At 45.2% G+C, this 23,760-nt stretch carries 21 protein-coding genes; 9 read left to right on the top strand and 12 right to left on the bottom strand.

Annotated elements, in window-relative coordinates; translation table 11 throughout:
- The first annotated feature begins 57 nt into the window (after window positions 1–57).
- Both QFZ48_RS15580 and QFZ48_RS15575 read left to right on the top strand, forming a co-directional pair.
- Window positions 58–2,247: a glutamine synthetase III gene (locus QFZ48_RS15580; protein ID WP_429051213.1), complete on the top strand. Its 2,190-nt coding sequence runs from the start codon at window positions 58–60 to the stop codon at window positions 2,245–2,247.
- A 212-nt stretch (window positions 2,248–2,459) separates the two neighbouring features.
- Window positions 2,460–3,269 (top strand): hypothetical protein, encoded by an 810-nt coding sequence (locus tag QFZ48_RS15575; RefSeq protein WP_429062924.1) that lies wholly within the window; start codon window positions 2,460–2,462, stop codon window positions 3,267–3,269.
- Between the two features lie 65 nt (window positions 3,270–3,334).
- Here the strand turns inward: QFZ48_RS15575 and accC are convergent, their stop codons facing one another.
- The 3 genes from accC to efp all read right to left on the bottom strand — a co-directional run bounded on the left by accC (window position 3,335) and on the right by efp (window position 5,969).
- A complete protein-coding gene (accC, locus tag QFZ48_RS15570; protein ID WP_370912450.1) occupies window positions 3,335–4,672 on the bottom strand; it encodes an acetyl-CoA carboxylase biotin carboxylase subunit in 1,338 nt (445 codons plus the stop codon).
- Window positions 4,673–4,787: 115 nt separating this feature from the next.
- Window positions 4,788–5,267, bottom strand: coding sequence for an acetyl-CoA carboxylase biotin carboxyl carrier protein (accB, locus tag QFZ48_RS15565; protein ID WP_429051217.1), 480 nt, complete (start codon window positions 5,265–5,267; stop codon window positions 4,788–4,790).
- A gap of 135 nt (window positions 5,268–5,402) precedes the next feature.
- Window positions 5,403–5,969, bottom strand: a complete 567-nt coding sequence (gene efp, locus QFZ48_RS15560; RefSeq protein ID WP_370912452.1) for an elongation factor P — start codon at window positions 5,967–5,969, stop codon at window positions 5,403–5,405.
- A gap of 189 nt (window positions 5,970–6,158) precedes the next feature.
- Here efp and QFZ48_RS15555 point away from each other — a divergent pair, with 189 nt between their 5' ends.
- From QFZ48_RS15555 to QFZ48_RS15545, 3 genes are all read left to right on the top strand, one after another.
- Window positions 6,159–6,662, top strand: a complete 504-nt coding sequence (locus tag QFZ48_RS15555; protein WP_429051220.1) for a peroxiredoxin family protein — start codon at window positions 6,159–6,161, stop codon at window positions 6,660–6,662.
- 98 nt (window positions 6,663–6,760) lie between these two features.
- Window positions 6,761–7,702: a malate dehydrogenase gene (gene mdh / locus QFZ48_RS15550; RefSeq protein WP_370912454.1), complete on the top strand. Its 942-nt coding sequence runs from the start codon at window positions 6,761–6,763 to the stop codon at window positions 7,700–7,702.
- A 326-nt stretch (window positions 7,703–8,028) separates the two neighbouring features.
- Window positions 8,029–8,490, top strand: coding sequence for a MarR family winged helix-turn-helix transcriptional regulator (locus QFZ48_RS15545; RefSeq protein ID WP_429051221.1), 462 nt, complete (start codon window positions 8,029–8,031; stop codon window positions 8,488–8,490).
- Here QFZ48_RS15545 and QFZ48_RS15540 read toward each other — a convergent pair whose 3' ends face one another.
- The 3 genes from QFZ48_RS15540 to QFZ48_RS15530 form a co-directional block, all read right to left on the bottom strand.
- Entirely contained in the window at window positions 8,491–9,726 is a 1,236-nt protein-coding gene (locus QFZ48_RS15540) for an MFS transporter (protein WP_429051223.1), read from the bottom strand.
- 77 nt (window positions 9,727–9,803) lie between these two features.
- Window positions 9,804–10,487: a DedA family protein gene (locus tag QFZ48_RS15535; RefSeq protein ID WP_370912457.1), complete on the bottom strand. Its 684-nt coding sequence runs from the start codon at window positions 10,485–10,487 to the stop codon at window positions 9,804–9,806.
- Between the two features lie 65 nt (window positions 10,488–10,552).
- Window positions 10,553–11,833, bottom strand: a complete 1,281-nt coding sequence (locus tag QFZ48_RS15530) for a dicarboxylate/amino acid:cation symporter (protein WP_429062922.1) — start codon at window positions 11,831–11,833, stop codon at window positions 10,553–10,555.
- A 198-nt stretch (window positions 11,834–12,031) separates the two neighbouring features.
- Between QFZ48_RS15530 and QFZ48_RS15525 the strand changes: the two genes are divergently transcribed.
- Together QFZ48_RS15525 and QFZ48_RS15520 are read left to right on the top strand one after the other, a co-directional pair.
- Window positions 12,032–13,528 (top strand): amino acid permease, encoded by a 1,497-nt coding sequence (locus tag QFZ48_RS15525; protein WP_429051226.1) that lies wholly within the window; start codon window positions 12,032–12,034, stop codon window positions 13,526–13,528.
- Window positions 13,529–13,703: 175 nt separating this feature from the next.
- Window positions 13,704–14,414, top strand: a complete 711-nt coding sequence (locus QFZ48_RS15520; protein WP_370912460.1) for a YebC/PmpR family DNA-binding transcriptional regulator — start codon at window positions 13,704–13,706, stop codon at window positions 14,412–14,414.
- 89 nt (window positions 14,415–14,503) lie between these two features.
- Here QFZ48_RS15520 and QFZ48_RS15515 read toward each other — a convergent pair whose 3' ends face one another.
- The 3 genes from QFZ48_RS15515 to QFZ48_RS15505 all read right to left on the bottom strand — a co-directional run bounded on the left by QFZ48_RS15515 (window position 14,504) and on the right by QFZ48_RS15505 (window position 19,050).
- Window positions 14,504–15,226 carry a response regulator transcription factor gene (locus QFZ48_RS15515; protein ID WP_429051228.1) on the bottom strand — a complete coding sequence of 241 codons (723 nt, stop codon included), beginning with the start codon at window positions 15,224–15,226 and terminating at the stop codon, window positions 14,504–14,506.
- Window positions 15,227–15,465: 239 nt separating this feature from the next.
- A complete protein-coding gene (locus QFZ48_RS15510) occupies window positions 15,466–16,422 on the bottom strand; it encodes a D-2-hydroxyacid dehydrogenase (protein WP_429062920.1) in 957 nt (318 codons plus the stop codon).
- 249 nt (window positions 16,423–16,671) lie between these two features.
- Complete coding sequence (locus QFZ48_RS15505; protein ID WP_429062918.1) at window positions 16,672–19,050, bottom strand: alpha-ketoacid dehydrogenase subunit alpha/beta; 2,379 nt, start codon at window positions 19,048–19,050, stop codon at window positions 16,672–16,674.
- A 218-nt stretch (window positions 19,051–19,268) separates the two neighbouring features.
- On the opposite strand from QFZ48_RS15505, the gene QFZ48_RS15500 reads away from it, so the two are divergent.
- Together QFZ48_RS15500 and QFZ48_RS15495 are read left to right on the top strand one after the other, a co-directional pair.
- Window positions 19,269–19,679: a DUF1573 domain-containing protein gene (locus tag QFZ48_RS15500; protein ID WP_370912464.1), complete on the top strand. Its 411-nt coding sequence runs from the start codon at window positions 19,269–19,271 to the stop codon at window positions 19,677–19,679.
- 104 nt (window positions 19,680–19,783) lie between these two features.
- Window positions 19,784–20,983: a pyridoxal phosphate-dependent aminotransferase gene (locus QFZ48_RS15495; RefSeq protein ID WP_429051233.1), complete on the top strand. Its 1,200-nt coding sequence runs from the start codon at window positions 19,784–19,786 to the stop codon at window positions 20,981–20,983.
- Between the two features lie 686 nt (window positions 20,984–21,669).
- Here the strand turns inward: QFZ48_RS15495 and QFZ48_RS15490 are convergent.
- The 3 genes from QFZ48_RS15490 to QFZ48_RS15480 form a co-directional block, all read right to left on the bottom strand.
- On the bottom strand, window positions 21,670–21,906 hold the full coding sequence (locus QFZ48_RS15490) for a glutamine amidotransferase-related protein (RefSeq protein ID WP_429062916.1): 237 nt from the start codon (window positions 21,904–21,906) through the stop codon (window positions 21,670–21,672).
- The gene (carA, locus tag QFZ48_RS15485) at window positions 21,842–22,783 is read right to left on the bottom strand and encodes a glutamine-hydrolyzing carbamoyl-phosphate synthase small subunit (protein ID WP_429062914.1); all 942 of its coding nucleotides are present in this window, start codon (window positions 22,781–22,783) and stop codon (window positions 21,842–21,844) included. The genes QFZ48_RS15490 and carA overlap by 65 nt, the downstream gene beginning before the upstream one ends.
- A gap of 141 nt (window positions 22,784–22,924) precedes the next feature.
- On the bottom strand, window positions 22,925–23,752 hold the full coding sequence (locus QFZ48_RS15480; RefSeq protein WP_429062912.1) for a hypothetical protein: 828 nt from the start codon (window positions 23,750–23,752) through the stop codon (window positions 22,925–22,927).
- Between the last annotated feature and the right edge of the window lie 8 nt (window positions 23,753–23,760).

The following is a 23,760-nucleotide window of genomic DNA, read 5'->3' as shown; positions in this document are numbered from 1 at the left end:
CAATTTATTTGCATTTATAGCGATGGATGCGTTCTTTTGTGTAAAATAATTTACAGCATGCAATCGTTACGTTTCAAAGCGCTGGAAGGATTAGCTGGCGTAGACTCCACTCTCACCGAACATGACGGTAAAATTACCGATGTATTTGGCAGCAATGTTTTCTCTGGTAAAGTTGTTCGGGAATATCTGAGCGATGAGGCTTATAAAAGCCTGATGAACTCTGTTAAAAATGGCACCAAGCTGGAACGTAAAATGTCCGAGCAGATCGCTTCAGGCATGAAAGCATGGGCGATGAAAAAAGGTGTGACTCATTACACACACTGGTTTCAGCCATTGACCGGCACTACCGCAGAAAAACATGATTCATTTTTCACTTTGAAAGGTGATGGCACTGCACTGGAAACCTTTGATGGTGATGCACTGGTACAACAGGAACCAGATGCTTCCAGTTTCCCTAACGGTGGTTTGAGAGCTACCTTCGAAGCCCGCGGCTACACTGCCTGGGATCCTTCCTCTCCTGCATTTATCCTTGAGCAGGGTTATGGTAAAACACTCTGCATACCTACGATCTTTGTTGCCTACACCGGCGAATCCCTGGACTACAAAGCACCACTGCTGAAAGCACTGGCTGCAATGGACAAAGCTGCAGTAGACGTATGTAACTATTTCGATAAAAACGTTACCAAAGTAACCGGTACCCTGGGTTGGGAACAGGAATACTTCCTGGTAGACGAAACAATGGCGAACGCCCGTCCTGATCTGATCATGACTGGCCGCACTGTTGTTGGTCATGCTCCTTCCAAAGGTCAGCAGCTGGAAGATCACTACTTCGGTGCTATTCCTGAGCGTGCTTACGCTTACATGCGCGATTTCGAAGTAGAATCCTACAAACTGGGTATTCCTTTGAGAACGCGTCATAATGAAGTTGCTCCTTCACAGTTCGAGTGCGCTCCTATATTTGAAGAAGTAAACATCGCAGTGGATCACAACTCCCTGCTGATGGATGTAATGAATAAAGTGGCAAAACGTCACAAACTGAAAGTGTTACTGCACGAGAAACCTTTTGCAGGCATCAACGGTTCCGGTAAACACAACAACTGGAGCATGTCCACCGATACTGGTGTAAACCTGCTGGCTCCCGGTAAAACTCCGAAGACCAACCTGATGTTCCTCACTTTCTTTGTGAACACTATTAAAGCGGTGCATGACTACGCTGACCTGATGAGAGCTGCTATTGCTTCTCCAAGCAACGACTTCCGTCTGGGCGCTAACGAAGCACCTCCTGCCATCATCTCCGTATTTACCGGTAAATACCTGTTTGATGTACTGCAGGAAGTTAAAAACCGTGTAAACAACAAGTTCGACGAACAGGACGAAGCTATCCTGAAACTGGATCTGCACCGTCATATTCCTGAACTGTTGCTGGATAACACTGACCGTAACCGTACTTCTCCTTTTGCTTTCACCGGCAACAAGTTTGAATTCCGCGCGGTAGGTTCTTCTGCCAACTGTGCTTCTGCAATGACCGTTCTGAATACTATCATGGCTAAAACCCTGGTTGACTTTAAAGCGGAAGTAGATTCACTGATCGAAAAAGGTGAGAAAAAAGAGATTGCGATCATGCAAACTCTTCGTAAATATATTGTAGATTCGGAAAAGATACTGTTCGAAGGCGACGGATACAGCGAAGAATGGGAGAAAGAAGCTGAAAGAAGAGGTTTACCAAACGTAAAAACCACTCCTAAAGCTCTGGATGCAATGATCACTCCTAAAGCAACCAAACTTTATGCTGACACCGGCGTTTACAACGAAAAAGAACTGCACGCACGCCATGAAATTCTGCTGGAAGATTATGTGAAGAAAGTGCAGATCGAAGCCCGTGTAATCGGTGATCTCGCTACCAACACCATCCTCCCGTCTGCTATCAGCTACCTGAACGACCTGGTAGTCAATATCAACGGTCTGAAAGGAATTGGCCTGGGCGACGAATCAGTAAAAGCTCAAAAACAAATTGCTGCTAAAATAGCTGAACATATTAATGTTATTAGTGAAAATGTACAGGCTATGATCGAGGCGCGTAAGGTAACTAATAAGCTTACCGACAGCCGTCAGAAAGCGATTGACTACTGTGAAAAGATTAAGCCGTACTTTGATGTTATCCGCTACCACTCCGACAAACTGGAGTTCCTGGTGGACGACAAAAAATGGGCGCTGCCTAAATACAGAGAGCTGCTTTTCTTGCGATAAAACCGTAAGATTGTTTTGGTGTATGATTAGCCCCGGATTTTCATCCGGGGCTTTGTTTTGAGATCCACCTGAGCAAGTATTGGTTTAACCTCAGATTATCCTTATCTTCATATTATACCTATATACCAATACCCCATATAACATTTAGATTTTCCTGTACCGTACGCACCACGTTTATTTAATCAGAATTATTTAAAAACAAGTTACCCAAAATGAAAAGACAACTTTTACAAACGCTTTGCGTCATGGCTATTGCCATCCCTTTACTGCTCCAAAGCTGCCTCAAACCACCGGTAATCATTCCTGGCCCCAACCACTACAGGATCGTGCAATTGAAAGGTATTCACGGGTACGATGACCTGCTGGATTCTGTCCGGATCTCTTACAACAATAAAGGAAACCCGGTTAGCCTGATTGCCACACAGGTGACAACCGGTTATCCGCAGTTCCTGATAGGATATGATAACAAACACACGCTCAAATGTATTATCGGCGCCTATTCAGATGACCTCCCCTTTTTTGAAATAGCCCACAAATACATCACCGATAACAAAGGCAGAGTGACCACCGACAGCACATTTACTATTGGGATCTATGATCGTAGTACCATGACAGTCACCTCCGGGTATAATACCGCAGTGGAGTATTTCAGCTATGACAATAAGGACAGGATTGTAAAATCCGTCAGGAAACAATTTCCGGAAGAATATTACGGCATAACCACCGTTTACTATCATTACAATGCCGCCGGCAATGCATATAAGATTTCCACAGTTAACTTCTGGCAGGGACAAACCTCTCCTCCCATTGATGTGTACCCCATTTACGATGATAAATTAAACCCGCATCAGCTTCATAAAATATGGATGTTCAACGACAGGGACTACAGTGTTAACAATCCCTTTGTGGCAGATCAGTACAATAACTACGGCCTGCCGGTCAGCATCACTGCAAAAGAAACACATCAGGAGTTCCAATTCCTGAATTTCAACTTCAAAAAACTGGAGATTAAATATAATTAACAACAAACGAAAAAGTCCCCCTGGTCAAACCAGGAGGACTTTTCCAAATAGTATATCCGTTACCGTTATACCAGCTTAAACGTTTCTGTAAACTTCGTGGTAAAGTTACCTTTACGGAAGTTTTCATCGCGCATCAGCTGCTGGTGGAAAGGAATCGTTGTTTTCACCCCTTCAATTACAAACTCACTCAGGGCTCGTTCCATTGTGTTAATTGCTTCTTCACGGGTTTGCGCCATCGTGATAATTTTCGCTACCATGGAATCATAGTAAGGCGGAATTACATAACCGGCATAGATGTGTGAATCCACTCTCACACCATGACCACCGGGGATATGCAGGGTAGTAATTTTACCGGGAGATGGGCGGAAATCGTTGTAAGGATCTTCCGCATTGATACGGCACTCGATGGCGTGCATCTGTGGCGTATAATTTTTTCCGGAGATAGGAATCCCCGCAGCAATTTTGATCTGCTCTTTTACCAGGTCGAAGTTGATCACTTCTTCTGTAACCCCGTGTTCTACCTGGATACGTGTGTTCATTTCCATGAAGTAGAAGTTGCGGTGCTTGTCTACCAGGAATTCAATGGTACCCACGCTTTCGTAATTGATAGCGCTGGCCGCCCTGATAGCAGCATCCCCCATTTTCTCACGCAGCTCAGGCGTCATAAACGGAGAAGGTGATTCTTCTACCAGCTTCTGGTGACGACGCTGGATAGAGCAATCCCTTTCACTGAGGTGACATACTTTACCGTATTGATCACCCGCAACCTGGATTTCAATATGGCGGGGTTCTTCCACGAATTTCTCCATGTAGATACCGTCGTTACTGAAGGAGGCACGGGCTTCATTTTTAGCCATGTTGTAGGCTGTTTCCAGCTCGCTTTCTTCCCATACCACACGCATGCCTTTGCCACCGCCACCGGCGGTAGCTTTGATGATTACGGGGAGTCCCATGTTTTTAGCGATGACTTTCGCCTCTTCCACGCTCTGGAGCAAACCTTCAGAACCTGGAATAACCGGTACGCCGGCCGCAATCATGGTTTCTTTGGCAGTCATCTTATCCCCCATTTTCCGGATCATTTCCGGCGTGGGGCCGATAAATTTGATACCATGTTCACCACAGATTTCAGCGAAACGGGCATTTTCTGCCAGGAAGCCGTATCCGGGGTGGATCGCATCTGCATTGGTGATTTCTGCAGCCGCCATCAGGTGAGGGATATTCAGATAAGACTCTGAGCTTTGTGGCTTGCCGATGCATACTGCTTCATCGGCAAATTTCACATGCAGACTGTCTTTATCCGCTGTTGAATAAACCGCCACCGTTTTAATACCCATTTCCTTACAGGTACGGATAATCCGAAGGGCAATTTCACCACGGTTGGCAATCAATATTTTTTTGAACATTGTTTTCCTTATAAGTTTAATAATAGCTGTTAGCTTTTAGCTGATAGCCTTTAGCCATCAGCGCACTGCCATTTGGCAAGTCTGAAAGCTAAAGGCTAACGGGTAAAGGCTATTATTATGGTTCAACTAAAAATAAAGGTTGATCGTATTCTACCGGAGAAGCGTCATCTACCAGTACTTTCACAATTTTCCCACTTACTTCACTCTCTATTTCGTTGAATAACTTCATTGCTTCGATGATGCACACCACTTTACCGGAAGTTACTTCGTCACCAACATTTACGAATGGTGCTTTATCCGGACCGGCGCTGCGGTAGAAGGTACCAATCATGGGAGATTTGATGGTTACCAGGTTATCTGCTTTGGCAGGGGCAGCAGGTGCAGCGGCTGATGCTGCGGTGGCCGGAGCTGCTGCAGGAGTTACAGCGGCTACTGCCTGAACGGGTGCCATGGTTGCAGGAACAGTGATTACCTGCTGAACTTCATTATCCTTCTGCTTTATTGTAATCTTAAACTTGTCCTGTTCAATGCTCAGTTCACTGATATTTGATTTGTTGATCATTTTTACCAGTTCCTGAATCTGTTTAAAGTCCATGTAGACAGTTTTTGGTTTAGAAATATATAGAATATGACAAATACTTTTTCACGCATTCAGCAACTTTGTTTCAGACATATCTTTCTGAAACAAAGTTGCTTTTCTCTGAAAACCAGTATTTCAGAAATGATTTATTTATGCTTTTACTCTTTCGATGTACTCACCATTTTTGGTGTTTACACGGATCAGTTCTCCTTCGTCTACAAACAGTGGAACCATCACAGTGGCACCGGTTTCAACGGTAGCTGGTTTCAGGGTACGGGTAGCCGTATCACCTTTCACACCGGGTTCAGAATAAGTAACCAGTACTACAATTTTATCAGGCAGTTCAACAGCCATGTACTGTTCAGTTTCTGTATTGATCTGTACACTTACTTCCTGTCCTTCTTTCAGAAACTGAGGTGCATCGATTGCTGTTTCCGGCATAGCGATCTGCTCAAATGTTTCATTGTCCATGAAATTGTAGCCGGTATCATCTTTATATAAATACTGAAAAGGTTTCTTCTCAATACGGATTGGAAAGATAGTATCACCTGAGTTCCAAGTGTGCTCAATGGAACGGCTATTGTCAACGCCCTTCAATTTAGCCCAAACCTTTGCGGCTGCACGGGCGGTTTTGTTCTGACCAAACTCTACAACAGAATACAAGCTGTTATCCAGCTTGATAATTAATCCTGTTCTGATATCTGCGGTGGTAGCCATAAATAGGTTACTGATTTTAAGTTAAAAATTTATACGGATTGCAAAAGTAAAAATTTTCGCATATGAACAAGCAACTAATTCCCAAAATTAGAGAGATTAGTCCCTTTTCGGCTCAATTTTCGGCTTTTTTATTCAAATAATGACATTTATCCGGTAATTTTAAACTCAAATCAAGAAACTTTTATAAGTATGCGCTACGTGTTTTTCGTTATTTTAAGCTGTTTACCTGTGTTTTTGATGGCCCAAACGCCTGCTAATTCCAGCACCAAAGCACCTTATTTACAATACCCGATCATCCCCGCTTTTCCGTTGAGCCTTGTTGATGGCCACACTATCACCAAAAATGACCTGAAGAAAAATGAGAAGACCATGCTCTTTGTATTCAGTGTTGACTGTGACCACTGCAAACACCTCACCGAGGAAATGCTGAAAAATATTGACAAGTTCAAAAAAACACAGATCGTGATGGTCACTCCCTTCAAAGTGGAACAAATGAAGGAATATTACGATCATTATAAGATCCAGAACTATCCCAACATCATTATGGCGAGTGAACCTTCCCGGCAGATCATGTACTTCTATGACCTCCATTATTTCCCTGGTTTGTATATATATAATAAGAAACAACAGTTTGTAAAAGGTTTTGAGGGAACAGTAAAGCTCGATTCCCTGCTGCTTTATCTCAACAAATAATGCTTTGTGAAAATGTAGCCGCCAGCGGATTATTGTAAGGCCGAATCCTTACATTTGTTCAATCACATTCATTCTTCACTTTTAAAGCTAAAGACAAAATGAAAGTTACAGTAGTAGGAGCCGGGAATGTAGGCGCAACGTGTGCCAATGTACTGGCCCACAAAGATTTTCTGCAGGAGGTGGTTTTATTGGATATTAAAGAAGGAACGGCTGAAGGTAAGGCGCTGGACACATGGCAGCAGGCTCCCATTGATTATTACAGCACCAAAATTACAGGGGTAACCAACGATTACACCAAAACCGCGAACAGCGATGTAGTGGTAATTACTTCCGGACTTCCCCGTAAACCCGGTATGAGCAGGGACGACCTGATTTCTACCAATGCCAATATTGTGAAATCGGTTACCGAAAATATTACAAAACATTCCCCGGATGCTATCATTATCATTGTAAGCAACCCGCTGGATGTAATGACCTATTGCAGCTATCTCACTGCAAAGAAAAACAGCAGCAAGGTATTTGGTATGGCAGGCATCCTGGATACCGCCCGTTACCGCGCTTTCCTGGCTGATGAAATAGGTTGCTCACCCAAAGACATCCAGGCGATCCTGATGGGTGGCCATGGCGATACAATGGTTCCTTTGCCCCGCTATACCACCGTTGGCGGTATCCCGGTAACTGAACTGGTAGCCACTGAAAAGCTGGATGCTATTATCCAACGCACAAAAGTAGGCGGTGGTGAAATTGTAAACCTGCTCGGTACTTCTGCATGGTACGCACCCGGCGCCGCCGCTGCACAAATGGTGGAAGCCATTGTAAAAGATGAAAAACGCATTTTCCCCGTTTGCGCATGGCTTACCGGCGAATACGGACTGAAAGATATTTACCTGGGTGTACCCGTAGTATTGGGTAAGAACGGCATCGAAAAGATCATCGAACTACAGCTCAATCCTGCCGAAAAAGAATTACTGAATACCTCTGCACAACACGTTAAAGAAGTAATGGACGTACTGGACAAAATGCAATCCGCTACAGCGTAATACGGATTTTGTCTTTCCCAGGATTACGCTGATTATACTGATTATTCAGATTTGATCCTGTTTGATTTTATAAAGATTAAGGGAGATATAAGCGAATATGCCCGCATATATCTCCCTTAATCTTTATAAAATCACCACATTATCCAATCCTCAAAATCAGCATAATCAGCGTAATCAGCGTTCCAAGACAATTTAAAATCGCCGAAGGCGATCCTGACTATAAATCCACATTTATTCGTAATTTTACCCCGATCCTGTATTGGCTAAAGCCGTCTAAATGAAGCAGTTCTAATTAGTTTCATAAAATTTGGTTTAACTCTGAATGTATGTCTAACCTGGAAAAACTGATTACGCAGAAAACATTTGAAAACGAAAATCAGCGCGGCCTGATAAGCCTGATTTTCATCGGGAACTGGATAACGTCCCGTCACCAGCAATTTTTTAAACGTTATGGAATCACCATGCAGCAGTTTAATATACTGCGGATCCTTCGCGGTCAGCATCCACAGGCTGCCAGCATCAACATCTTAAAGGAAAGAATGCTCGATAAAATGAGCGACGTATCGCGCCTGGTGGAAAGGCTCCGCAAAGCAGACCTGGTAGAACGTAAGAACAGTGAAATGGACAGGCGCGCAGTAGACGTACGTATCAACGATAAGGGCCTGCAACTGCTGAAAGAAATCGATACGGAAATCAGGCTACTGGATAACACACTTCAGTCATTAAACGAAAAAGAGGTTATCCAGCTGAATAAGTTACTGGATAAAATGCTGGATAGCTATCATTAATTAAATCTCTTCCAGGTAGTTAAGATCTTTGCCAAATGTTTCTTCCACCTTCCAGGCTGTAATCAACGCAACGCCAATACATACCACTGCTACAATAGCCCCGCTTTGAAGGAAAGTAAAATATTTCTGTACTTGTATAAATAATATAGAGATCAACGGTAGCATTCCCCTCGCAAAATTAGGAACAGTAGTAGCCACGGTAGCCCGCAGATTGGTACCAAAGCTTTCAGCTGCGATCGTTACAAAAATTGCCCAGAAGCCCACACTGAAACCGAGTATACAACACACGGTATAGAACACCCATGTTTCTACGCCATGCAGGTTTAAATATACAGTTACCATTATCCCGGTGAAAACGAGGAACAATAACATCACTTTCCGGCGGCTTCTCCATAGCTGGCTGATCAAACCGGAGGCGAAATCACCTACTACCAGCCCCGCATAACAAAACGCTATCGCGTCGCCGGGGCTGATGGCGCCTTTTACGTTCATCATAGTGGCAAACTTGTTGGAAAAAGCGATGAGAATCCCTACCACAAACCAGGTAGGAGTACCCAGCAGCATACATTTCAGGTATTTGATAAACCGCTCGCGGTTAGTAAACAAGGCCATAAAACTTCCCCTGGAAGCGGATGAACTTTTCACCGCATTAAATAAATGGGATTCCATTACACTAACCCGCAGGACCAGCAGTGCCAGTCCTAAACCGCCTCCTATGAAATAACAGATCCGCCAGTCGCCTACCAGCTTGGCAATCAGATTGGCAGCCACTGCACCGGAAACCCCTACAGTAGCCACAATCATGGTACCATAGCCCCGCTTCTCTTTTGGTAGTATTTCCGATACCAGCGTAATACCGGCGCCCAGCTCTCCCGCCAGCCCGAAGCCGGCTACAAAGCGCCACAGCACATACCCGTTGATCCCCTGAACAAAGCCATTGGCAATATTGGCAACAGAATAAATGAGGATAGAACCGAACAAAACGCTCAGCCTCCCCTTTTTATCTCCGATAATACCCCAGAAAATACCCCCGATGAGCAATCCTACCATCTGGATATTAATAAGCAGCATACCGGCGCCGGCATCAATTTCACTATCAGGCAGCCCCAGTGATTTCAAACTCGGAACCCTTACAATTGTAAACAGCAGGAGATCATAAATATCTACGAAATAGCCCAGTGATGCCACTATAACGGCAATGTTGAAAATGGAGACGGGACGGTTGTCGGCTTTCATTTCTTAATTTGGTTGACGATAATAACGGGAATAAAAAAAAGGGCCTCATTTAAAGGCCCTTTTAAAGATATAAAAAATTATATTGGAGAATCAGTTTTTTCTGTTTCAGCAGGTGTGTGCGCCGGCTGTTGTTTTACCTTACCAAATACTACTTTAATAAGTACTGGTAAAGTAGTGATCACCACTATGACCAGGATGATCAGTTCCAGGTGATCTTTCAGGTTGGGGAAGGCTTTATCCAGGTAGTGACCCGCCAGCATCATGGAAAATACCCATGCAAAGGAGCCGATTATATTAAAGAACATGAATTTCTTACCATCCATACCCACAATACCCGCCACTATAGGCGCAAAGGTACGGATGATAGGCAGGAAGCGGGCAAAGAAGATAGCGCCGCCGCCATACTTTACAAAAAACTCATGGGCCTGGTGCAGGTGCTTCTTCCTGAAAAAGAAAGTATCCTTCTTCTTAAATAAAATAGGTCCGGATTTTTTACCAAACCAGAAGCCAACCATATTTCCTAGCACACCGGCGGTGGCAATCAGGAACATAATCACCACAAATGGAAGATCAAAGAAGCTGCGGCAAAGGTCTTCGCTGTAGATACCCGCTACGAAGAGCAGGGAATCCCCTGGCAAAAAGAATCCAATGAAAAGACCTGTTTCTGCAAAAATAATTCCCAGTAACAGGTAAAGGCCACCATGTTCAATAATCCACGAGGGATTAATGAGGTGTTTAAAAAACTCAATAATCTGGTCCATGCTAATACGCTATTTCTATTTCTGAAGTGGTAAAATAATCAATAAACTGTTACGCATTTGTTAAGTTAGGCTTTGGCAGCATCTTCTGTTGGCGGCGTAAGCTTATTTTCCCATTTGGAAACAACGGCGGTAGCCATCGCGTTTCCGATAACATTTGTGGCAGAACGGCCCATGTCCAGCAAATGATCCACGCCCAGCAGCAGTATAAGGCCGGCTTCGGGGATCTTGAACATTGACAGCGTGCCTGCAATCACCACCAGGGAAGCACGGGGTACGCCCGCAATGCCTTTACTGGTAATCATTAATACCAGCAACATGGTAATCTGCTGGTCGATGCTCAGGTGCATACCATAAGCCTGGGCAATAAATAAACTGGCAAAGGTCATATACATCATGGAGCCATCCAGGTTAAAGGAATAGCCCAGGGGTAATACAAAGCTAACAATGCGGCTGTCGCAACCAAACTTCTCCAGCTCTTCCATTGTACGCGGATAGGCCGCCTCACTGCTGGCGGTACCAAAAGCCAGGAGCAGCGGGTCTTTAATCATTCCCAGGAGCTTGAATACCCGTTTGCCCAGGATCAGGCTTCCTACCAGGGAAATAACCACCCACAAACAGAGCAGCCCAAAATAGAACTGCAAAATAAACTTACCATAAGTTACCAGTACAATGGGGCCTTTCAGCGCAATGATACCGGCCATAGCGCCAAATACTGCGAAAGGGGCGAAGTTCATTACAAAACCCGTTACTTTCAGCATGATATGGGCAACGCTGTCCAGCAGCTTCACTACCGGGTTGGCTTTTTCACCTATGGCTGCCGCCGCTACACCAAAGAAAATGGCAAATACCACGATCTGCAGTATTTCATTATGGGCCATTGCATCCACTACGCTATCCGGCACTACGTGGCGGAAAAATCCTTTCAGGGTCATATCTGCCTTGGCGATGCCGGAAGAGGCATGTTCATCAGGCAGTGGCAATGCCAGTGATAATCCTGGTTTCAGCAGGTTAACCAATACCAAGCCGAGAAACAATGATACAAAGGTTGCACTGATAAACCACAGCATTGTTTTTCCGCCGATGCGGCCAACAGCTTTTATGTCGCCCAGCTTGGCCACTCCCACCACGAGGGTGGAAAATACCAGCGGGGCAATGATCATTTTAACAAGACGAAGGAAGATATCGGTAAGAATGGAGATGTTATCAGCGAAGATCTGCGGGGTATCCTTGGCCCCTGTTGTAGCAGGAGCATTGCCATAGGTAAGGAAAACACCATAACCAGTGCCTATTCCGATTACCATAGCAATGAATATATATAAAGTAAGCAGATTCGATGATTTCTTCATGCTAGCCAGAATTTATCTTGTAATAATTAAAAGTTGTAACCGGAAAATTTCCCAAAAATAAGGTTAAGCAGCTAAACATGCGCTTTGGCAGGTAAAATAAAACTATCTGTTTTTGATTTTAGATATTATATTTGGCGATCAACAGAAATACAACAACAACTAAACTACCTTAAAACATCAACCACAATACGACTGCGTATGAGCAAACTCTTTGCTAAAAAACAACTGTCTGTTTTATTGGCCGAAGCTGGAGAATCTGAAAAGGGTCTGAAAAGGACGCTTGGTGCAGGTTCTCTTATAGCATTAGGTATTGGCGCTATTATTGGCGCCGGCCTCTTTGTAAGAACAGCTGCTGCTGCCGGTCAACATGCCGGACCTGCTGTCACCATTTCCTTTATTATTGCTGCTATAGGTTGTGCGCTGGCTGGTTTATGCTACGCAGAATTTGCGTCCATGATCCCTATTGCGGGAAGCGCCTACACCTATTCCTATGCCACACTGGGAGAATTTATTGCCTGGATCATTGGATGGGATCTTGTGCTGGAATATGCGCTGGGAGCGGCTACCGTAGCTATTGGCTGGTCGCAGTATCTCAATAAGCTGCTTACCAATGTCTTTCATGTCACGATACCGTACCAGTGGTGTCACAGTCCTTTTGAAACTTCTGATGCCGGTGTACAGGGTATCATGAACGTTCCATCGCTGTTTATCCTGCTGGCGCTCACTTTGCTGCTCATCAGGGGAACACAGGGTTCTGCCATTGTGAATAACATCATTGTTATCACTAAAGTAGCCATCGTGATGTTATTCATCTTCCTGGGATGGAAATTTATCAATCCTGCCAACCATACGCCATTTACCATTCCTGGAGATGCCGGCACCGTAAAAATGCACAATGGCCAGATCGTGGATTATTCCAACTTCTGGAATCATGGCTGGGCCGGGGTGCTCAGGGGGGCCGGGGTGGTATTCTTTGCTTTCATTGGTTTTGATGCGGTATCTACCGCTGCACAGGAAACCAAGAACCCTAAAAAGAATATGCCGATCGGTATCCTTGTATCGCTGGCTGTTTGTACCTTATTATATATCCTGTTTTCTTTTGTGCTCACAGGTATTGCACCGTTCACCGACTTCCTGAAAGCAGGTGGTGAAGCTTCTGTAGCTTATGCGATTGATACTTATATGCCTGGTTATTCCTGGTTGTCGACTTTCATCACCGTGGCCATCCTGGCGGGATTTTCCTCCGTTATCCTGGTGATGTTACTGGGTCAGACAAGGGTATTTTACTCTATGAGTAACGATGGACTGGTACCGGCCGTATTTGCGAAACTGCATCCAAAATACCGTACACCTTACCGCTCACAGTGGATGTTCTTTGTTTTTGTATCCCTGTTTGCTGCGTTCATTCCGGACAATGTGGTGGGTGATATGACCAGTATCGGTACCCTGTTTGCCTTTGTGCTGGTGTGTATTGGTATTATTGTAATGCGCAAAACCAACCCGGAACTGCCACGCGCCTTTAAAACGCCGTGGGTGCCATTTGTTCCCTTGCTGGGAGCGGCTTTCTGTCTTACTATGATCATCAGCCTGGGTATTGAAAACTGGGCGCGTTTATTTGTGTGGCTGGCTATTGGCTTTGTGGTTTACTTCGGCTATAGTGTAAAACACAGTAAGGCCCGTAAAATGCTGGAATAGTTTACGGAGATTAACATTTCCGGATATCATACGAAGCGGAGAACAGAACAAAGGGGGTTACCCTTGTTTTGTTCTCCGCTTTAGTTAAAATCAGGGGAATCCGCTATTCTGGTACCTGAAAATCCTTATTTTTGCGTTCTGTTTTTAAAAGTCATAATAAATATATACCACTCCAATGGGAAGAATATTTGAAGTAAGAAAATCGACCATGTTTGCCCGCTGGGATAAGATGGCGAAAGCATTTTCAAGAATAGGTAAGGAAATAGCCATTGCCGTGAAGGCCTCTGGTCCTGATCCGGATAATAACCCCGCACTTCGTCGCTGTATTCTCAATGCGAAGAGTGTTAACATGCCTAAAGACCGTGTAGACGCAGCTATCAAGCGTGCTATGGGTAAAGACAAAACCGATTATGAAGAAGTGGTGTATGAAGGCTATGCTCCCCATGGCGTGGCAGTGATGATTGATACCGCTACCGATAATACTACCCGCACCGTAGCCAACCTGCGTATGCACTTTACCAAAGGTGGCGGCAGCTTAGGCAACAGTGGCTCTGTTGGATTTTTATTTAACCGCGTAGGCGAATTCAAAATAAAGAATGCCGGCCAGGACCTGGAAGAGCTGGAACTGGAACTGATTGATTTTGGTTTGGAAGAAGTGGGAGAAGATAGTGAGGGTAACATCATTATCCGTGCTGCATTCACCGAGTTTGGCAACATGGCCAAAGCGCTGGAAGAAAAAGGACTGGAAGTGATCAGCTCCGAGCTGAAACGTATTCCAACCACTACCGTGGAGCTGAATGACGAGCAGGCAAAAGAAGTGCTGGAACTGGTAGACCGTTTGGAGCAGGATGAAGATGTGCAGCAGGTTTTCCACAATCTGAAATAGGATATTAATACATATAAAAAAGGAAACGTCCGCCATTACGGTGGACGTTTTCCATTGGATACGGTTAACTTTCCAGAACCAAAAAACAGCTAAACTTTAGCGATGGTGTGTGTGCGCCCCAGGTCATCAGCGATGAACATGAGTCCCTTGCCGTGGTAGGTTTCGAGTTTTACGGCAGGGTCCTGCGCAATGTGTTTACGAAGACGGGTCAGATAAACGTCCATCACACGTGAAGCGAAGAAGTCTTCCTGTCCCCAGATAACAGACAGGATATCATCTTTCTTCAGTTTTTTGTTAGAATTTTCGCACAGAAAGCGAAGCAACTCCGCTTCTTTTGGGGCCATACGAACATGGGAGTCGGCATCTTTATGCCGGATATGATATTGGGAATAATCGAAGATCAGGTTACTGATAGTATATACCACGCGGCGCTCACTTTTCAGCAGGCGGCTGCGTTTCAGGTATACTTCCACGCGACAGATCATTTCCTGCATATTGAAGGGCTTGGTGATATAGTCATCCGCGCCTGCTTCAAATCCCTGCAGCCTGTCCTGTTCCATATAACGGGATGAAGTAAAAATGATGGGAATGTTTTCATCCATTGACCGGATATCTCCTGCAAGGGCGAAACCATCTTTTTTAGGCATCACCACATCCAGTATGCACAGGTCAAACACATGTTTCTGGAATTTTTCCCAACCTTCCTGGCCGTTTTCACAGAAGTTTACGTTGTAACCGGCGCGTTCCAGGTGTCTTTTTACCACTTTGGCAAAAAATACATCGTCCTCTACCAAAAGAATGCTTGATTGCATGTAACGTTGGTTTTAAGCGAATAAATAGATTTTAGTTGTATGCGTACCTTTTAAATAAGTGTAGCAGGTACCTTTATCCAAAAATAAATAACATAATCATAACCCTGGCCATCCATCCCATTCACTTCTGAAGGCATCATTCATTTCAACCATTCAGTTACGCGGTATACCCCAAAGCCTATTATTTTCTGTTTGCATGCTACTTACTAATAACCTGTTTATTCGCTTAACGGGTAATCCTAATTGATAATATTTTTAGGATTTCCTTCGAGGAAGGCCTTTACGTTTTCCACCGATGTATACATGAGTCGTTTCCGGGCCGCCTGGGTAGCCCAGGCAATATGTGGTGTAATAATGGTATTAGGCGCAGTGATCAGTGGATTCCCCGCAGGCGGCGGCTCTGCAGATAATACATCCAGCGCGGCACCGGCAATAATTCCTTTCTCCAGGGCATCCGCCAGATCGGCTTCACAGATCAACGGGCCACGACTGGTATTTACGAGGAAGGCGTTCTTTTTCATGGTACGCAGCAGGGCGGCATTTACAAACTCTTTATTGGCAGCATTCAGCGGGCAATGCAACGAGATAATATCCGCCTCCCGGAAGCAGGTAGCCTGGTCCACAAAAGTAACACCGGGCATCCCGTCCCGGTCAGGATGTTTATGGTGGGCAATCACCTTCATCCCAAATGCCAGCGCAATACGGGCCACCGCCTGCCCTATCTGCCCGAGACCTACTATGCCCAACGTATTGCCCGCCAGCTCCGTGAGCGGCGTTTTCCAGTAACTGAAATCGATGCTGCTGCTCCACTCCCCTGCCCGCACACTTACAGCATGCAAACCGGTATGATGACATAATTCAAGGATCAACGCAAAAGTCAGCTGCGCAACAGATGCCGTGCTGTAGGCAGGTACATTCGTTACCGGGATATGCCGGCTTCTTGCTGCATGCGTATCCACTATGTTGAATCCCGTAGCCGTCACGCCTATATATTCCAGGTGTTCCAGCTGCCGGATGGTTTCCCCGCTTACAATAGCCTTATTGGTTAATATGATATGTGCATCCTTTGACCTGGCAGCCACTTCATGTTCGGGTGTACGGTCATACAATATAACGTTGCCCAATGCCTGTAACCCGCTCCAGTCGAGGTCGCCGGGGTTTAACGTATGCCCGTCGAGTACTACGATGTTTTTCATGGTCTTCGTTTTGCCGACAAGATACATCATACATGAAATAATCATTAACTCACCTGTAAACACTTTATACATTCAAAATATCCCGGACCTTTGCTGCGCCATAATAAGCCAATACTGCTAAGCCTGCAAACTGCTTAATGTAAGAAGCCACCATATCAGCAGATTGATGCTGTTATAGTGGCTTCGCCAATTAAAGGCAAAGCCGGCTCCTGTTAAGGCAACCGGCTTTTGTATGATTTTGAAATGCAACTATTCCTGCATCATCTCCATAATTACTTTTACTACATCTTCTGTATTGGGCTTGGAGAAATAATCCCCGTCGGAGCCATACGCCGGGCGATGGGCTTGCGCACTCATGGTGCGTGGCGATACATCCAGCCAGCGGTAGCCGCCTTGTTTTTCAATTACCTGTTGGAACATATAAGCAGTTCCGCCACCGGGTACGTCTTCATCTATAAAGAGGATGCGGTTGGTTTTCTGCAATGATTCCACAATACTGTGATGGATGTCGAAGGGCAGTAAAGTCTGCACATCGATCAGCTCACAGGAGATGCCTGTTTCCGCCAGCGTCACCATTGCTTCTTCCACGATACGCGTCATAGAACCATACGTAACAATCGTTACGTCTGTTCCTTCATGCAGTATTTCCGGGATGCCCAGGGGTACGGTATACGTTTCCAGGTTGGCCGGTAATTTTTCTTTCAGACGGTAGCCGTTTAAAGATTCTATCACCAGGGCCGGTTCGTTGGCCTGTAACAGTGTGTTATACATGCCTGCTGCCTGTACCATATTACGTGGTACGCATACGTGCATGCCGCGCAGGGAATTGATGATCATGCCCATTGGAGATCCGCTGTGCCAGATGCCTTCCAGGCGATGGCCGCGGGTACGTACTATCAGCGGGCAATGCATAATTCCTTTGGTGCGGTATTGCAGGGAGGCCACATCATCGCTGAGTGGCTGCAGGCCGTAGAGGAGATAGTCGAGGTACTGGATTTCAGCAATGGGGCGCAGGCCGCGCAATGCCAGTCCTATTCCCTGCCCCATGATAGTCAACTCCCGGATACCGGTATCGGCTATACGTACTTTACCATGTTTCTGCTGTAATCCGGCAAAGCCCTGGTTTACGTCGCCAATCTTTCCTACATCTTCCCCGAAAGCAAATACGCGGTCGTTGTTGGTAAACAGCTGATCAAAATATTTATTCAGTATTTCGTACCCGTTTACGGTGATGCTGTCTGCTTCGTATGCGGCCGGAACTACCGGTACATTCAGGGCAGAGTTTACGCCGGTGGCGTGAAGCAGTGTATTGTACACTTCTTTTTCCCCGGCCAGGTAGGTATCATAATATTGCTGCAATGCCTGTACGGCGGCATCTGATTTCAGGTGCCGGTGTTTCAGGAGGATCATGGCGCTGGCCTTCAGAATATCACGGCGGAGCGGCTCGCGGTTATTCTGCAGGTCGCGGATGAAGGTGTTTATCATGTTTGCATCGGCGCCTGCAATAGCAGCTACCGGTGCGGCCAGTGCGGTAAACGACTGTACCTGTTCCTTGATCGGTGATATATATTTTTCCCAGGCAGCTTTCCGGGCGTGCTGTGCTTTTACTTTTGCTTCTGCTTCAACGGCGCGCAGGGTTTCTTCCTCGCACAAAGCATTTTCAATGATCCAGGAACGCATTTTTACGTTACAGTCGAACTCCCGTTCCCAGGAAAGACGTTCCTTGCTTTTATACCGTTCGTGCGAACCACTGGTAGAGTGCCCCTGTGGCTGGGTGATTTCTTCCACATGAAACAGTGCAGGGATGTGTGTTTCGCGGATCTTGCGGATAGCCGCTTCGAACACTTCACACATGCCGGCATAATCCCAGCCTTTTACATTATATATGTCAAAGCCATTGGATTCTTCCGTTTTGCGGAAGCCTTCCAGTGCGGCGCTGATAGACCCTTTGGTAGTCTGATATTTACGGGGTACGGAAATACCATAGCCATCGTCCCATACAAATACGGCCAGTGGCACCTGTAAAACACCGGCGGCATTCATGGTTTCCCAGAAATGGCCTTCCGACGTAGAGGCGTCACCGATAGTAGCGAAACAGATCTCGTTACCGTTGTTGGAAAGATTTTTATATTGATGCAAGGCTTCCACCTCACGAAACATTTTTGAGGCATAGGCAAGGCCCAGTGCGCGGGGCATTTGCCCGGCGGTAGGCGCCATGTCGGCAGCAGAGTTTTTCATCTGCGTCAGATTGAGCCAGTTGCCATCCTGATCAAGATTAGGAGTGGCATAATGGGAGTTCATCTGCCTGCCGCCTGAAAAAGGATCATTTTCCAGGTCGGGATCTGCATATAACTGCGAAAAGAATTGTTCGGGAGTGGCGATACCAGTGGCAAATGCAACAGTTTGGTCGCGGTAATAACCGGAACGGAAGTCCCCTGGCTGAAAGTATTTTGACATTGCTATCTGCGCCACTTCTTTTCCATCTCCAAAAATGCCAAACTTTGCCTTGCCTGTAAGCACTTCCTTACGGGCCAGCAGACTAACTTCCCTGCTTTCGCAGGCCAACCTGTAATCATTAAGCACTTCCTTGCGGAACTCTTCGAATGATAACCGGCTTTCTAAATTCATAGCTAGTTCGTTATTTTCTATCATGCCTCATGGTTAAAGTACAAAAGTAAGGTTAATTATACAGTTGAAAAATGCTGTGAATCTTTCATTTAAAATAATCTGATTTTTTTTAATAAGATTTTAATAAATTGTAAGGTTTATAATGCTTTTTGGCTGTAAATTTGTTCTAACCAAGAAAGATATCAATATTTTTTAACCGGTCGCTTTAAAACCATCATATGAAAATGAAAAAATTTATCTTATCCCTGTTTGCGAGCATGCTGCTGACTACAGCGCTGTGGGCCCAGACCGCTCCAGCACAGAATCCGGCAGATACAAAAGTAAAATTTGCCAAAGAAACTGTTGATTTTGGTAAAACTGAATTAAACAAGCCAGTTACTGTTGATTTCGAATTCACTAACATTTCCAAAGAACCGGTGTTGATTGAAGCTGCCCGCGCTAGCTGCGGCTGTACTACGCCTAAGTGGACGCAGGAACCTATTTTACCTGGTAAAAAGGGTAAAGTAACCGCGAGCTACAGTGCAAACGGTTTAGGTCAGCAGAATAAAACCATCTGGGTAAAGTTCAGAGGCGTGGATCAGGACAAGGAACTGCACTTAACAGGTACAGTTGGTTCCAACAACAAGTAACTCCACACTTTAAAACATACTAAGACCTTACAGCACATGCTGTAAGGTTTTTTTGTTGCCCATCGTATCCCCTATCTTTGCAATGCAAAAGTCAAAACAATTTTATGCCTACCATTAGCCAGAGAGGTGAGCAAATGCCATCTTCTCCCATTAGAAAGCTTGTACCATTCGCCGAAGCAGCCAAGAAAAAAGGGGTGAAAGTATACCACCTGAACATCGGGCAACCAGACATCGAAACACCAAAACCCGTACTGGATGCGGTTCGCCATTCAGAATTCAAGATCCTGGAATACAGCCACAGCGCAGGTTTCGAAAGTTACCGCCGTAAGCTGGTCACTTATTACGACCGGTTTAACATTGCTGTGAACCACAACCAGATCATTGTTACCACCGGCGGTTCAGAGGCGATCATATTTGCCTTCATGGCCTGCCTGGATCCGGGAGATGAAGTAATTGTTCCGGAACCTTTTTACGCTAACTACAACGGTTTTGCCGTAGAAGCGGAAATAAAGATCAAAACCATAACGGCCAGCATCGAAACCGGCTTTGCTTTGCCGGCAATGGCCGATTTTGAAAAGGCGATTACTCCGCGCACCAAAGCTATCATGATCTGTAATCCCAATAACCCCACCGGTTATCTTTACAGCAGGGAAGAGATGGAGGTGTTGAAACAGCTTTGCCTGAAATACAACCTGTTCCTCTTCTCTGATGAGGCTTACCGGGAGTTTTGTTATACAGGAGCGCATTTTTCCGCTATGAACCTGGAAGGCATGGAAAATAATGTGATCCTGCTGGATACTATTTCTAAAAGATACAGTGCCTGCGGAGGCCGTATCGGTGCTTTTGTAACCAGGAATCAACCTGTGCTGGACGCTGTAATGAAGTTTGCCCAGGCCCGCCTGAGCCCTCCTACCTTTGCACAAATCGCTGGTGAAGCCGCTGTGGATCTGCCTGCTGATTATTTTGACGGTATCAAAGCGGAATATTTAAGCCGCCGGGATATCCTGGTAAAGATGCTGAATGAGATCCCGGGCGTATTTTGTCCGAATCCGGGTGGCGCCTTCTATGCAATGGCCAGGCTGCCCATTGATGATTCAGATAAATTCTGCCAATGGATCCTGGAATCCTTCTCTTACGAGGGCCAAACGGTTATGATGTCACCCGCAACCGGCTTTTATGCGACCCCTGGGTTAGGAAAAAATGAAGTGCGGCTGGCTTATGTATTAAATACAACAGACATTAGTCATGCAATGGTCTGCCTGGAAAAGGCATTGGAGGTATATCCCGGGAAAATTGCCAAATAATTTTTATGTCAAAACCAGGTATAAAATCCGACATGAGAGCCATTAAATACATTACAATAAATTCTATGTATGTATTTTTAAAGAAAAAAGCAATTATTTAACACTCAATGCTTGGAATTTTGATATTTTGTTTCGTATATTTGATGTAGAAATAACAACAACGACAAAATTTATCTAATTATAAAAATATTTACAGATACGATGGACTGCAAAATCTAAACTTGTTTAAGAAAAATTTAACCTGCATTATTTCTTATAACGTTTATTTGGTCCGACCTTTGAATTATTAAAACAAGAAGATTTATCAGTCTTCTGTAAAACTCAAAGATTAACTAAAACGTTTTAGCAAAATATCGTATTTTTGTATCAGTTTTTCATAACGTGGAATTTATAAAGGCAAACGGCTCTGATCACAGAGCCGTATTTTTTTGTCCTAACCTTACCTTTTCCCACCACTGACGGCGGAATCCAACAGAACAAACAAAATATTCTGAAAATATTCCCCCTCCTGTTTACCTTTTTTCGATAATATTGTTATGTAATAAAACGGGCGGAGCTACCGGCGCTTTCAGCAATGGTAATATCCGTTTGTTTTCATAACGTGGAATTTTAAAATGCAACGGTCCCGATTCCTCGGGACCGTCTTCATTTCCAGGCAGCATGGCTGCCGTATATAATTCCTTTAGTTATGCCTTATTCGCTTTGATCATCTCAAAGAAATCATCAAACAGGTAACGGCTATCAAACGGACCAGGAGTGGATTCCGGGTGATACTGCACGCTGAAGGCAGGTTTATTTTTGATACGGATGCCTTCTACGGAGTGATCATTGAGGTTTACATGGGTAACTTCCACATTTTCACTGGCCGCTACTGCTTTCGCGTCTACCGCAAAGCCGTGGTTCTGGGTAGTGATTTCGCACAAACCAGTTTTTCAGGTTCTTTACCGGGTGGTTTAAACCGCGGTGACCATGGTGCATCTTGTAAGTTGGGATATCATTAGCGAGCGCCAGCAACTGGTGCCCGAGGCAGATACCAAACATAGGTCTTTCTGCAGCCAGGATCTTTTTCACCGTATCTACTGCGTAAGTCAGCGGAGCCGGATCACCGGGACCGTTGGAAATAAAGTAGGCATGCGGTTTAAATTCCTCGCAAACCTCAAAAGTAGTGTCGGTTGGGAATACCTGCAGGTAAGCGCCTTTATCAGACAGGCATTTCAGCATATTTCTTTTCACGCCGTTGTCGAGCACTGCAATACGGATCTCCGCAGCCGGGTCGCCTACATGGTAAGCTTCCGGAGTGGTCACTTCTTTGCAGAGGGCCAGGCCTTCCATTGAAGGCACCTTTGCCAGTTCAACTTTCAGTTGATCCAGGTCCAGGATAGCAGAAGAGATAATGCAGTTCATAGCACCTTTGCTGCGGATGTGGGAAACCAGCGCGCGGGTATCTACGTCATAAATGGCTACCAGGTTATTATCGGTCAGGAACGTATCCAGTGACCCATCGGCCATTTTCCTGGAATAGTTGTACGCAATATTTTTTGCGATCAAACCATTGATCTTCACACTGCTGCTCTCTACGTCGTCCTTTTTGGTGCCGTAGTTCCCGATGTAGCAGTTGTTCATTATAAGTACCTGTCCTTTATAAGAAGGGTCCGTAAACACTTCCTGGTAACCCGTCATACCGGTATTGAAAGCTAATTCACCGGCGGCTGTGCCAATTTTCCCAAAAGCTTTTCCCTGAAAAACCGTACCGTCTTCTAACAGCAGTATGGCAGGTTGGATGGTTCTTGTCTGAGGCATTTCTGGTATCTGTCTTGTTTTATATTTTAAAAAAAACCTTCAAGGGTACAAAAATTGCCCTGAAGGTTCGGATAAAAAACCGTGCAAAGGTATGAAATGCAACAGTTAAATACAGATTTTTTTTACCAGAAAGAAAAGATGTTACTTAATTTTTACAGATTTAAGCACGCGCTGTGCCACCTGGCGGCCAATAGGGTCATCGTCGCGGTAATTAATCTGGATTTGCCAGCGGTTGCTTCCTTTGATCATTACCAGGTTACAAAATGCCAGGCGGATGCCGCCTTTATACAGATAATTCCCTTCTTCCAGCACCCCCTGCATTCCGGAAATGAGTACAGGTATTGATTTACAGTCGATATCCGTAGCGGTTTCCTTCAGTTGCATGCTGTTATGGGAGGCGGCCACAGCATCTTCCAGGCTGTTAGCTACGCTGCTGATATAACTGAACATATTTACCGCGATGCGGATACCTCCCCCATCTTCATTAGTATAGGTTTTCGCGTATTCAATCACTTTAGCTTCTTCCCCTTCCAGCGGCTGGTCGTGTACCCATAATTTTACCGGAGTACTGATTTCCAGTGCCTGACGGCCTATAGTAGCAGTGTGCCAGGTGCTGTACAAACTGGCCAGTGGTACCTTGGGATACAGAAGGGTAAACACGGCTCTTTTACCGAACAGCGTGCCGGTAATAGCTACCAGCAGGAAAACGAGTGAAAAAAAGATGACTATTTTCCTTTTACTGGCGGATTGCAGCTGGTTTTTAATCCAATATAGCGGGCCGGTCGTTTTTTTCTCTCTCAGTGAGATGCCTACTGCCTGGGTATATTCCGGGAATGTGGCCATTGGATGAAGCTTTCGCCATTCGGCGAAGCTTTGTGGCAGCTTTTTTCCGCACGCATCGCAAAAAGTAAGGTATTCAGATTTGAGTGGGTTGGGATGACCACAACTATCACAATGCAGGTATTTCATAGGGATAC

The sequence above is a fragment of the Chitinophaga sp. W2I13 genome, from assembly GCF_050434005.1.
Classification (GTDB): domain Bacteria; phylum Bacteroidota; class Bacteroidia; order Chitinophagales; family Chitinophagaceae; genus Chitinophaga.
The sequence above is the reverse complement of the archived record's forward strand: the minus strand, read 5'-3'. Positions and strand labels throughout refer to the sequence as shown.

Coding starts and splice junctions, on each gene's coding strand:
- QFZ48_RS15580 (WP_429051213.1), top strand. CDS start 58: ATGCAATCGTTACGTTTCAAAGCGCTGGAAGGATTAGCTGGCGTAGAC.
- QFZ48_RS15575 (WP_429062924.1), top strand. CDS start 2,460: ATGAAAAGACAACTTTTACAAACGCTTTGCGTCATGGCTATTGCCATC.
- accC (WP_370912450.1), bottom strand. CDS start 4,672: ATGTTCAAAAAAATATTGATTGCCAACCGTGGTGAAATTGCCCTTCGG.
- accB (WP_429051217.1), bottom strand. CDS start 5,267: ATGGACTTTAAACAGATTCAGGAACTGGTAAAAATGATCAACAAATCA.
- efp (WP_370912452.1), bottom strand. CDS start 5,969: ATGGCTACCACCGCAGATATCAGAACAGGATTAATTATCAAGCTGGAT.
- QFZ48_RS15555 (WP_429051220.1), top strand. CDS start 6,159: ATGCGCTACGTGTTTTTCGTTATTTTAAGCTGTTTACCTGTGTTTTTG.
- mdh (WP_370912454.1), top strand. CDS start 6,761: ATGAAAGTTACAGTAGTAGGAGCCGGGAATGTAGGCGCAACGTGTGCC.
- QFZ48_RS15545 (WP_429051221.1), top strand. CDS start 8,029: ATGTCTAACCTGGAAAAACTGATTACGCAGAAAACATTTGAAAACGAA.
- QFZ48_RS15540 (WP_429051223.1), bottom strand. CDS start 9,726: ATGAAAGCCGACAACCGTCCCGTCTCCATTTTCAACATTGCCGTTATA.
- QFZ48_RS15535 (WP_370912457.1), bottom strand. CDS start 10,487: ATGGACCAGATTATTGAGTTTTTTAAACACCTCATTAATCCCTCGTGG.
- QFZ48_RS15530 (WP_429062922.1), bottom strand. CDS start 11,833: ATGAAGAAATCATCGAATCTGCTTACTTTATATATATTCATTGCTATG.
- QFZ48_RS15525 (WP_429051226.1), top strand. CDS start 12,032: ATGAGCAAACTCTTTGCTAAAAAACAACTGTCTGTTTTATTGGCCGAA.
- QFZ48_RS15520 (WP_370912460.1), top strand. CDS start 13,704: ATGGGAAGAATATTTGAAGTAAGAAAATCGACCATGTTTGCCCGCTGG.
- QFZ48_RS15515 (WP_429051228.1), bottom strand. CDS start 15,226: ATGCAATCAAGCATTCTTTTGGTAGAGGACGATGTATTTTTTGCCAAA.
- QFZ48_RS15510 (WP_429062920.1), bottom strand. CDS start 16,422: ATGAAAAACATCGTAGTACTCGACGGGCATACGTTAAACCCCGGCGAC.
- QFZ48_RS15505 (WP_429062918.1), bottom strand. CDS start 19,050: ATGAATTTAGAAAGCCGGTTATCATTCGAAGAGTTCCGCAAGGAAGTG.
- QFZ48_RS15500 (WP_370912464.1), top strand. CDS start 19,269: ATGAAAATGAAAAAATTTATCTTATCCCTGTTTGCGAGCATGCTGCTG.
- QFZ48_RS15495 (WP_429051233.1), top strand. CDS start 19,784: ATGCCTACCATTAGCCAGAGAGGTGAGCAAATGCCATCTTCTCCCATT.
- carA (WP_429062914.1), bottom strand. CDS start 22,783: ATGCCTCAGACAAGAACCATCCAACCTGCCATACTGCTGTTAGAAGAC.
- QFZ48_RS15480 (WP_429062912.1), bottom strand. CDS start 23,752: ATGAAATACCTGCATTGTGATAGTTGTGGTCATCCCAACCCACTCAAA.